3 protein-coding genes are annotated in these 1,426 nt (G+C 25.7%); all 3 read right to left on the reverse strand.

Translation table 11 applies throughout. The features are described from left to right. Positions 1–92: 92 nt before the first annotated feature. Positions 93–656 carry a hypothetical protein gene (locus tag VN21_RS13390; RefSeq protein WP_046823695.1) on the reverse strand — a complete coding sequence of 188 codons (564 nt, stop codon included), beginning with the start codon at positions 654–656 and terminating at the stop codon, positions 93–95. A gap of 326 nt (positions 657–982) precedes the next feature. After that, complete coding sequence (locus tag VN21_RS18300; RefSeq protein ID WP_161794403.1) at positions 983–1,156, reverse strand: heavy metal-binding domain-containing protein; 174 nt, start codon at positions 1,154–1,156, stop codon at positions 983–985. 27 nt (positions 1,157–1,183) lie between these two features. After that, positions 1,184–1,357, reverse strand: a complete 174-nt coding sequence (locus tag VN21_RS18725; protein ID WP_161794404.1) for a hypothetical protein — start codon at positions 1,355–1,357, stop codon at positions 1,184–1,186. Positions 1,358–1,426 lie beyond the last annotated feature (69 nt).

Genomic DNA, 1,426 nt, shown 5'->3' on the forward strand with positions numbered 1-1,426 from the left:
AAAAAGATTTAATATATTTTTAATATTATAAAAACATTTCATTTAATAAAAAAGCTAACTGGAGGACAAATATCCTATAGTTAGCTTTTTTACTAAGCATCTTGGTTGATTTCATTATTATTTTTGTCAAAATACTTACAATTTACGTAAGAAGATTTTTTGCTTAATACATCAGAATTGACAACAATCATAGATGGACCATATGGTTTAAATGATTTTTTACACTTGTATGTATCATTTATTGTAATTTCTACACGAGAAACTTTAGAACCATCAGATATTAAGACAAAAGCTTTACTACTTTTAGATATGCCATTGTATGTATTATAATTAACCAGAAAATTTTCAACTCCAAGGGTTTCTTTTTTTTGCGTAGAGAATTGAATATCACTTAATATATACTTCCCTTTTTTATTTTTTTCACATATAACAACCCCATTATTATATTTGCTTAAAAATCCTACAATCTTAGAATTTTGAATATAAGTATTATCTACAATGGATATATCTTCTTGATTTGGCGAATTTATTAATTTAGAGCCTATTAAGTATTGCTTAATAGATTCATCAGTATTGCCAGGTATTTTAGTATAAGTACATCCCGTAATAGTAAAACTTGAAATTATTAATAGTATAAAAATTATTTGTTTTTTCAATTGTATCCCCCACAAATTCAAATTTACCTATTTATCTACTTACTCCAACTAACATTTAATATCGGCATTATGAGCTAAAATTTAAGAAGTTGATTGACTTAATTTGTTAATTTAGTTACAGATAATTTTTATAATGAAATATAATAACACTTAATTTTAAGTCTATGTTATTATACTTTATCGTTGATTAAATCAGCTTTTACAATAGTTCATTCAATAAAAACACCAAACATATTATCTTCAATATCCATATAACTTGACTTTACACCAACGACTACATTTCCACCTAGTAAGGTTCCTTTAAATCTTAATATATCAAATGCTTCTTATTTTGCTTTAGCAAGACTATTTTCATAAACACTAGCTCTACCACCTACTAAGTTAGTAATACTTGATATAAAGTCAGTAACGAACCCTGTTCCGATTATTACTTCTGAACTTTCTATTCCTAAGTACTTACTTATCTTATAGCCTTCTAATGAAGGTATTGTTGACAGCATAGTGTTTTTGAAAATTGATTTTGCTTTTTACATTCTTCTTAAAAATTTATCTAGTTCTTCGGTTTTCATTTGATTCTCAATTGCTAAAATTGATTCATTTTTACTTTCCTTACATTTGGGGCATATATCATCACCCCAAAATCTACCAAGTACCTCGCCGCATTCATTACATTTTCTAGTTGATTTTTCTAAAAAAGCCATAATAATATCCCCCTCAAAACTTTGTATATAGTATTAATTTTACAACAAATATATATATATTTATGTATC

Origin of the sequence: Paraclostridium benzoelyticum (genome assembly GCF_001006285.1) — a bacterium.
Lineage (GTDB): Bacteria > Bacillota > Clostridia > Peptostreptococcales > Peptostreptococcaceae > Paraclostridium > Paraclostridium benzoelyticum.

Excerpts from the sequence above, each read along its gene's own strand:
- VN21_RS18300 (WP_161794403.1), bottom strand. The coding sequence starts at position 1,156 with ATGCTGTCAACAATACCTTCATTAGAAGGCTATAAGATAAGTAAGTAC.
- VN21_RS18725 (WP_161794404.1), bottom strand. The coding sequence starts at position 1,357 with ATGGCTTTTTTAGAAAAATCAACTAGAAAATGTAATGAATGCGGCGAG.